This is a genomic window from Pseudomonas veronii (genome assembly GCF_001439695.1).
Classification (GTDB): Bacteria; Pseudomonadota; Gammaproteobacteria; order Pseudomonadales; family Pseudomonadaceae; genus Aquipseudomonas; species Aquipseudomonas veronii.
This window is the reverse complement of record NZ_JYLL01000030.1, coordinates 68,504-76,704: the sequence shown is the minus strand read 5'-3', so window position 1 is coordinate 76,704 and position 8,201 is coordinate 68,504. Positions and strand designations below refer to the sequence as shown.

Below are 8,201 nucleotides of genomic sequence, written 5' to 3'. Positions count from 1 at the left end.
AGCATTGGAACCACCTGATCCCATCCCGAACTCAGCAGTGAAACGATGCATCGCCGATGGTAGTGTGGGGTTTCCCCATGTGAGAGTAGGTCATCGTCAAGATTAAATTCCAGAACCCCTGTTTGCTTACGCAGACAGGGGTTTTGTTTTGGGCGGTCGGAAAGGGCCACTGAATCTGTAGACACTCGATGTCCGGTTTTGGGCCGAAAGCAGCCCCTTTCTCGACAAACAGGTCTACCATGCCAGCCCGGCAGTGGTCCACGCGCTACCGTCCATTTTTCATAAAGGCTTCGCAATGACCATCGACCAAATCTCCCTTCCCAAAGGTGTCGGCCCTCACGCCTCCAAACTCCTCGACGCCATCACCGGTGCCTCCACCCACGAAGAACTCAACCGTGCCGGCGGCAAAGCCGAAGGTTTTGTCTTGGGCCTTGAGTCCACCAAAGCCATCAAGAGCCAAATCGCCGAGTCGTTGTATGTGGCTTACGACGACGCGGCGAGCAATCGCGCGAGTGAGTTGAAGGGCTAGTCGTCAGCCGCCGAGGTCTTCGGACAGGTCAAGCAGCAAGGCGCGGTGGACGTGTTACAGGGCAAGACTCAATAACCATCCGAGCGCGCCGCTTCCGACAACCACCAGCCACGGTGGCAGCTTCCACACCATCAACGCCACCAGGCCGACCAGGGCCAGGCCGAAATCCCGTGCGCTGAAGATCGCACTGGTCCATACCGGCTGGTACAGCGCCGCCAGCAACAGCCCCACCACCGCTGCGTTCACGCCCGCAAGGGCGGCCTGGGTGCGCGGGCTGCGGCGCAGGCTTTCCCAGAAGGGCAGTGCGCCCAGCACCAGTAAAAACGACGGGGCGAAGATGGCCAGCAGGCAGAGCAGGCCACCGAGCCAGCCGCTCGGGGCCTGGCTCATCGACGCGCCGAGGAACGCGGCGAAGGTGAACAAGGGGCCGGGCATGGCCTGGGCGGCGCCATAGCCGGCGAGGAAGACATCGTTGCTCACCCAGCCGGTGGGCACGACTTCGGCCTGCAGCAGTGGCAGCACCACGTGGCCGCCGCCGAACACCAGCGAGCCGCTGCGGTAGAACGCGTCGGTCATCGCCAGGCCCTGATTGGGGATCAGTTGGGCCAGGATCGGCAGGCCGGCCAACACCAGCACAAACAGCGACAACCACATCGCCCCCACGCGGCGGCTGAGCGTCACGGGTAACGCATCGTGCGCGGCCGGTGGCGTGGGCTTGAACAGCAGCAGGCCCGCCAGCGCCGCCGCGCTGATCACGGCGACCTGGCCCCACGCCGAGGTTTGCAGCAGGGCCACGCACGCCGCGATCAGCATCACGGTGATGCGCGCGGCGTCGCTACACAGATTGCGCGCCATGCCCCACACGGCTTGGGCGACCACGGCGACGGCCACCACCTTAAGGCCATGCAGCGCACCCGGCGGGAGCGCCGTGCTGTGCTGGGCAATGCCCAAGGCGAACAGGATCAGCACAACGGCCGACGGCAGCGTAAACCCCAACCATGCCGCCAGCGCCCCACCGTAGCCAGCCCGCGACAGGCCCAGCGCGATGCCTACCTGGCTGCTGGCCGGGCCGGGCAGGAATTGGCACAGCGCGACCAAATCCCCATAACTGCGCTCGCTCAGCCAGCGGCGCCGGGTGACGAACTCGTCGCGAAAGTAACCCAGGTGTGCGACGGGGCCGCCGAAGGAGGTGAGCCCCAAGCGCAGGAAAATCAGAAACACCGACCAGGAGCTGGCGGGGCGATCAGTCGGGGAATGGGCCAAGGTCGGCGTCTCGGTGAGGGCAATAGGGGAGCGGTGTGTCGAGGCACCTTAGCGAATTTTGATGACGTGAAGAAGAGGCCGTTACGTGAAAGCGTAACCCGCGTTGTTGTACTGTTGGCTCCCCAGGACAGGTGCCCACTGCAAAGGATTGAACATGACATTGACCGTCGAAACCTTTCTCGAGTTGGCCATGGCCAACCCCATCAACGCCGAGATCACCGCGCGCCTGCCGGCCCTTGGTGTGAACCAGTGCATGCTGACCGCGGGCTGTCTGTTCCAGGCTGTTTGGAATCATCAGTCGAATCTGCCTGCTGACCAGGGGGTAAAGGACTACGACGTTTTTTACTTCGACCCGGACCTTTCCTGGGAGGCCGAAGACGCGGTCATTCGCGCTGCACAGCGGCTGTTCGAGGATTTGGAGGTAGAAATTGAAGTGAAGAATCAGGCGCGCGTTCACCTTTGGTATGGCCAGCGGTTTGGCCGACCGTATCCGCAGCTGCACTCCGCGCGCGCCGGGATTGATCGTTACCTGGTGGCCGGGACGTGCATTGGGCTGGATGTGGCGACGGGCGAGGTGTATGCGCCGTTTGGTTTGACTGATATGGAGCAGGGCCTGCTCAGGATCAACCCGATCAATCCTGAGCCGGAGTTGTTTGCGCAGAAGGCGCGCAGCTATCAGGCGCGGTGGCCTTGGCTGAGGATTGTCGAGGATTAGCCCAGCGCACGCGGCCGTTCGGCAGGTGCTGCACGCTGATCCCATCGCCGCCTCGCCGTGCTCGACAGCGCCGACATTTGAACGGTGTTGCCGTTAAGCGCGCAGTCGCAGAATCTGCGCCCCGTCAAACGGGTCCGTCAGGTAGTGCGCCTGCACCCCGAAGGTGTCCTGCAGCCGCTGCGGCGTCAGCACGTCCTGCGGCTTGCCCAGCGCCACCAAACGCCCGCGGTCCAGCACGGCCAGGCGATCACAGGTCAGTGCCTGGTTGAGATCGTGCAGGGCGATCAGGGTCGTCACGGGTAACGCCTGCACGCCCTTGAGAATCGACAGTTGATGCTGAATATCCAGGTGGTTGGTCGGCTCATCCAACACCAGAATCTGTGGCCGTTGCGCCAGGGCGCGGGCGATGTGTACGCGTTGGCGCTCACCGCCGGAGAGGCTGCGCCAGGCGCGGTTGCTCAAGTGCATGGCGTCCACGTCGTGCAGCGCCTGGCGCACGATGCGATCGTCTGCCTCGGACCACGGGCTCAGCGCTGACAGCCACGGGGTGCGGCCCAATGCGACAGCGTCGAACACCCGAATGGCATCGTCGGTGTCGGCCTGTTGTTCCACCACGGCCAGACGTTGTGCCACGGTGCGGCGGGGCAGTTCGCCCAGGCGCTCGCCACCCAGGCGTACTTCGCCATGAGCGGGGGTACGCAACCCGGCCAACAGTTTGAGCAAGGTGGATTTACCCGAGCCGTTCGGGCCGACGATCCCGAGGGTTTCGCCGGGCGCCACCTCCAGGTGGATATCCCGCAGCAACTCGGCTTCCCGCACCTTGAAGCCCAGCCCGCTGCAGCTCAATACCGGCGCACTCATCGAGGGTTTCTCCGGCCGATCAGAATCAGTGCAAACACCGGCGCGCCGACCAGCGCAGTGACCACGCCGACTGGAATCACCTGGCCCTTGATCAAGGTGCGCGACAGCACATCCGCCGCGATCAGAAACAGCGCGCCGCCCAATGCGCTGGCCGGCAACAGGCGCGAGTGCCCGGTGCCGAGCAGCAGGCGCGCGGCATGGGGAATCACCAGCCCGACAAAACCAATGGAGCCGACAATCGACACCATCACCGCCGTGACCAATGCCGCGCAGCCCACCAGCACCCATTGCACGCGGCGTACCGGGATGCCGAGGGAGGCCGCCGAGTCGCGGCCGAAGGTGAACGCATCCAGCGCCCGACGATGCCACAGGCACACCGCCAACCCGGCGACCGCCACCGGCACCGCCAGCCACACCGACGGCCAACGCACGCCGCTGAGGTTGCCCAGCAGCCAGAACAGAATGCCGCGCGCCTGTTCGGAGCTGGCCGACTTGGTGATCAGGAACGCGGTGAGCGCATTGAACAGCTGCGAGCCGGCAATGCCTGCGAGGATGATCTGCCCGGTGCCGCTGGACGAACCGCTGGCCCGTGCGAGCAATACCACCAGCGCAAACGCCGCCATCGCTCCGCCGAACGCACCGACCGACAGCGAAACCAAGCCGCCGCCGACGCCCATCAGCACCACCAGGACTGCGCCGGTCGAAGCGCCGGCGCTGATGCCCAGCAGGTAAGGATCGGCCAGGGGGTTGCGCAACAACGACTGCAAAATCACCCCGCAGGTGGCCAGCCCGGCCCCGCATGCGGCGGCGACCAGGGCGCGGGTCAGGCGGTAGTTCCACACCACGCCTTCATCGATCGGGTCCAGCACGTAGCCGGCCGCCCACAGTTTGTTGGCGAGTACCTGCAACACCACCTGCGGTGCGATGGCGGTTTCGCCGATGGCCACGCCGGCGAGCACGGCGATCAGTAGCAATGCCAGGGCGAGTAGGGTTCGTATCATTTCGGCAGGTCGTAGCCGTCGATGGCCGCAGCCAGTTGTTCAAGACCCTCGAAGGTCCGCACGCTGGCCTGCAGGGCCATGGCGTCGAGGATGATGATGCGGTTGTGTTTCACCGCGTCCATGTTGCGCGTCACCGGGTCGCTGCGCAGGAAGGCGAGCTTCTGTGCATGATCGTCGGCCGGGTAGCGGCGGCGGTCCATGCGGGCGATCACCAGCACGGTGGGGTTGGCCTTGGCGATGGTTTCCCAGCCGACGGCGGGCCATTCCTCATCGGACTGCACCACGTTGCGCAGGCCGAGCGTTTGCAGCATGAATTCGGGGACACCCTTGTGACCGGCCACGTAGGGATCGCTGGCCATCTCGGCGCTGGAAAACCACACCAGCGCGCTGGCCTGCTTGAGCCCCTTGCCTTGCACGGTGGCGACGGACTTGGCCAGGCGCGCCTTGAGTTCATCGTTGAGTTGCTGGCCGCGATCCTGCACGTCGAAAATCTCCGCCAACTGGCGGATGCCCTTGTAGATCGTGTCGATGCGGAACGGCTCCAGCCGCGTGCCGTCGGCGCCCACCCGGTTGTTCTTGGCTTCGCAGTCGGAGGGCAGCAGGTAGGTGGGGATCTTCAACTCATGAAACTGCTCGCGGGTGCCCACCACGCCTTGCGGGCCGACCACCCATTCCAGTTCGGCCGCCACCAGTTGCGGGCGCTTGGCGATCACCGACTCGAAGCTCGGTTCGTTATTGGCCAGGCGTTCGATGCCGTCGTTCAGCGCCTTGAACTGTGGCAGCACGTTGTTGAACCACAGCGACGTGCCGACCACTTTATCGCCCACGCCGAGGGCATAGAGCATTTCGGTGGCGGCCTGGCCGATGGTCACTGCGCGGGCGGGCGCTTGCGCGAAGGTCAGGCTGCTGCCGCAGTTCTCCACCGTCAGCGGGTACTGAGTGGGGGCCGCTTGGGCCAGGGCACACAGGCCCAGGCCGGTGAGCAGGGCGGTAACGCGTGGCAGCATTGGGCAATCTCCTTGGAGCCGTACCTGGAACAGGGGGTGTACGGTTCGGAAACACGCCCTCGACCGCTGCGGGTGAGGCAGGCAAGGATGTCCTTCCCGGACACCCCGCCGGTTAGTGATTTTGCTGGGCCGGCAGGTCTCCTGACTGATGCGTCGTCGCCACGCTCCAGCCTTCCCGGACGGGGTCCAGTGGCAGTGGGGGAGCGGGCTCGGCATCTACAGTTGCGGGGGCAGTTCCGATTGACGCGGTGTACCGCGCTTCGGATTCCCTATTAGTCCCGTTTGGGAACCGGCGCGGTATGGTAGTCGATCACGGCGGGGCGATATAGCCTTAGGTCGCCCGGTTACAGACGAATATCTTCAGGGCCCTGGATCAGCGCTTCAATTCGCGTCCCCGTGGCGCGCTCTTCATTGCTGAAACCATCGTAGTCGGCCAGGTTGGCGAAGCGGATACCGGTCAAGCGTTCGATCTGAATCACGCTGCGCTGGTAGGTTCTGAGCTGGCCGAACATGAGGTCGAGCTGACCCAGCTCGCGGTTTTGGTCGATCATGTAGGCGCTGGCGCAGGGCTTGCCGTCGTCGCTGAGGTAGGCGACCACTTTCCAGAATGCTTTGGGGATTTTAACGCCCCGGTAGACGCGGTCGTCGTCCGCCAACACCGGGCCGGTAAACACCGTGGCCCGGGCTTTCCAGCGTTGAGTGTTATCGAGAATGTAGTCCTCGAGTTCCAGCCAGGTCTTCTGGTTGAACCCGCTCATCTGCGGTGAGCAGTTGGTGAAGTGGAAGGTGTCGGCATTGGCGGTGTTGGCCGCGTCGCCCCAGTTGGGGTCCTGTCGGCGCACCAGGTGACCGCGGTCCAGGCCATTGTCGGTGTAGAGCGCGTCGCCCACCTGTGCGCTGATGGGCAGGCGGCCGTCGTAGGCCCAGGCGTCGTTGCTGCGGATGATATCCACATGCTGTGCGCCATCGATATTGGCGCCCACGTAGAGTGCCAGTCGCCTCGAGCGCGACATGGTCACTGAGAAATGCGTGTAGTCCAGGCGCAGCGGCTGTACGTCAGCCAGCAGGGCTTCATCCACCGTGGGCCATGGCACCACGAAGCGGTCGAGAAACGCTTCAGCGTAGCCGCGCCGGTCCTGCAGGTCCTTGGCCGCGGTGACACGCGCAGTCGCCGCCCTGGCCTCCATGAGGCTGGGGCCGGCCGCGAGCAACGGGCGCAGATCGGCGAGCCGGGGGCGGTGCGAAAGGTCGATTTTGGTGGCGCGTGGGGGCATTGTAAGTTCCTCGCAGTCCTCGGATTAACACTACTGCAGCATAGCTTCATGACAATTTGGCCCAAGCCGCCACGGCAGGACTATTCTTGAACGGTTACCCGGACGTTCACCCCACGCCAAAATGGAGCCAGCCAATGTGTGTTCGCCAGCATCGCAACCCGATTTTCTGCCTGATCCCGCCATACATGCTCGACCAGATCGCCCGCAACGGCGATAAAGCGCAACGGGAAGTCGCGTTACGCACACGCGCCAAAGACAGCACGTTCCGTTCGTTGCGCATGGTTGCCGTACCCGCCAAAGGGGCTGCCCACATGGCCCTGCCCATGGGCGCCGAAAAACGGCGTTCGATCTACAGCGCCGAGGGCGCCGATAGCCTGCCGGGCAAGTTGATCCGTGGCGAAGGGCAGCCCGTCAGTGGTGATGTGGCGGTGGACGAGGCCTACGATGGGTTGGGCGCCACATTCGATTTTTTCGATCAGGTCTTCGACCGCAACTCCATAGACGACGCCGGTATGGCGCTGGACGCGACCGTTCATTTTGGCCAGAACTACAACAATGCATTCTGGAACTCGAGCCAGATGGTGTTTGGTGATGGCGATCAGCAGCTATTCAACCGGTTCACGATAGCCCTTGATGTCATTGGCCATGAGTTGGCCCACGGTGTGACCGAGGATGAGGCCAAGCTGATGTATTTCAATCAATCCGGTGCGTTGAACGAGTCGCTGTCCGACGTGTTCGGCTCACTGATCAAGCAGTACGCGCTGCAGCAAACGGCGCAAGATGCGGATTGGTTGATCGGCAAAGGGTTGTTTACCAAGAAAATCAAAGGCACTGCGTTGCGCTCGATGAAAGCGCCGGGCACCGCGTTCGATGACAAGCTGCTGGGCAAGGACCCTCAGCCGGGGCATATGGACGATTTCGTGCAGACCTATGAGGACAACGGCGGGGTGCATATCAATTCCGGTATTCCCAACCATGCGTTCTATCAGGTAGCCACGAAGATCGGCGGGTTTGCCTGGGAGCGCGCAGGGCGTATCTGGTATGACGCGTTACGCGATGCGCGGTTGCGGCCGAACGCGGGGTTTCTGCGTTTCGCGCGCATCACCTACGACATTGCCGGTCGGCTGTACGGTGCTGGCAAGGCCGAGCACAAGGCGGTGAAGGAAGGCTGGAAAGCAGTGGGCATTAACGTCTGACAACCCGCCTGGGCGGTGAGGAACAGCCATGCAAATTTCGATCAAGGAAATTGGGGGACCCGCGTTTTTCCCGGGCCTGGCCCGACCGAACACCGTGGAACTGGAGACGCTGCCCGAGGCGGACCAGCAAGAGTTGCGGCAACTGATCGAGGCTTCACACTTCTTTCAGTTGCCGCAAAGCACCGCGCCGGAACCCGGTAATCCAGGCCAGGTGCATTACACCCTGACCGTGACCGAAGGTGAGCGCGAGCACACGGTCTGTGTGCTCGCGCCTGTGAAGTCAGAGGCGCTGGACGGGCTGGTGCAGTGCGTGCGCCGGCATATCCGCTGCTGAGCCTGCTGCGCAGCCCCGCGG

General features: G+C 63.7%; 9 protein-coding genes, 1 rRNA gene and 1 riboswitch. Of the genes, 5 read left to right on the top strand and 5 right to left on the bottom strand.

What is annotated here, in order from left to right:
• Positions 1-102, top strand: a 5S ribosomal RNA gene (rrf, locus tag TU80_RS25730); the annotation flags it as partial.
• Between the two features lie 193 nt (positions 103-295).
• Entirely contained in the window at positions 296-529 is a 234-nt protein-coding gene (locus TU80_RS25725) for a hypothetical protein (RefSeq protein WP_017847731.1), read from the top strand.
• 54 nt (positions 530-583) lie between these two features.
• Here the strand turns inward: TU80_RS25725 and chrA are convergent, their stop codons facing one another.
• Positions 584-1,792 (bottom strand): chromate efflux transporter, encoded by a 1,209-nt coding sequence (gene chrA, locus TU80_RS25720; RefSeq protein ID WP_057005692.1) that lies wholly within the window; start codon positions 1,790-1,792, stop codon positions 584-586.
• A gap of 154 nt (positions 1,793-1,946) precedes the next feature.
• On the opposite strand from chrA, the gene TU80_RS25715 reads away from it, so the two are divergent.
• Entirely contained in the window at positions 1,947-2,507 is a 561-nt protein-coding gene (locus TU80_RS25715; protein WP_046487107.1) for a nucleotidyltransferase family protein, read from the top strand.
• A 93-nt stretch (positions 2,508-2,600) separates the two neighbouring features.
• Here the strand turns inward: TU80_RS25715 and TU80_RS25710 are convergent, their stop codons facing one another.
• The 4 genes from TU80_RS25710 to TU80_RS25695 form a co-directional block, all read right to left on the bottom strand.
• On the bottom strand, positions 2,601-3,368 hold the full coding sequence (locus TU80_RS25710; protein WP_046382621.1) for an ABC transporter ATP-binding protein: 768 nt from the start codon (positions 3,366-3,368) through the stop codon (positions 2,601-2,603).
• Positions 3,365-4,369, bottom strand: coding sequence for a FecCD family ABC transporter permease (locus TU80_RS25705; RefSeq protein WP_046382622.1), 1,005 nt, complete (start codon positions 4,367-4,369; stop codon positions 3,365-3,367). The genes TU80_RS25710 and TU80_RS25705 overlap by 4 nt, the downstream gene beginning before the upstream one ends.
• Positions 4,366-5,376 (bottom strand): ABC transporter substrate-binding protein, encoded by a 1,011-nt coding sequence (locus TU80_RS25700; protein ID WP_046382623.1) that lies wholly within the window; start codon positions 5,374-5,376, stop codon positions 4,366-4,368. The genes TU80_RS25705 and TU80_RS25700 overlap by 4 nt, the downstream gene beginning before the upstream one ends.
• A 114-nt stretch (positions 5,377-5,490) precedes the next feature.
• Positions 5,491-5,685: riboswitch (cobalamin riboswitch) on the bottom strand.
• A 35-nt stretch (positions 5,686-5,720) separates the two neighbouring features.
• The gene (locus TU80_RS25695; RefSeq protein ID WP_057005691.1) at positions 5,721-6,650 is read right to left on the bottom strand and encodes a DNA/RNA non-specific endonuclease; all 930 of its coding nucleotides are present in this window, start codon (positions 6,648-6,650) and stop codon (positions 5,721-5,723) included.
• Between the two features lie 134 nt (positions 6,651-6,784).
• Between TU80_RS25695 and TU80_RS25690 the strand changes: the two genes are divergently transcribed.
• Both TU80_RS25690 and TU80_RS25685 read left to right on the top strand, forming a co-directional pair.
• Complete coding sequence (locus TU80_RS25690) at positions 6,785-7,846, top strand: M4 family metallopeptidase (protein WP_057005690.1); 1,062 nt, start codon at positions 6,785-6,787, stop codon at positions 7,844-7,846.
• Positions 7,847-7,874: 28 nt separating this feature from the next.
• Complete coding sequence (locus TU80_RS25685) at positions 7,875-8,180, top strand: protealysin inhibitor emfourin (protein WP_017847723.1); 306 nt, start codon at positions 7,875-7,877, stop codon at positions 8,178-8,180.
• Positions 8,181-8,201: the final 21 nt, after the last annotated feature.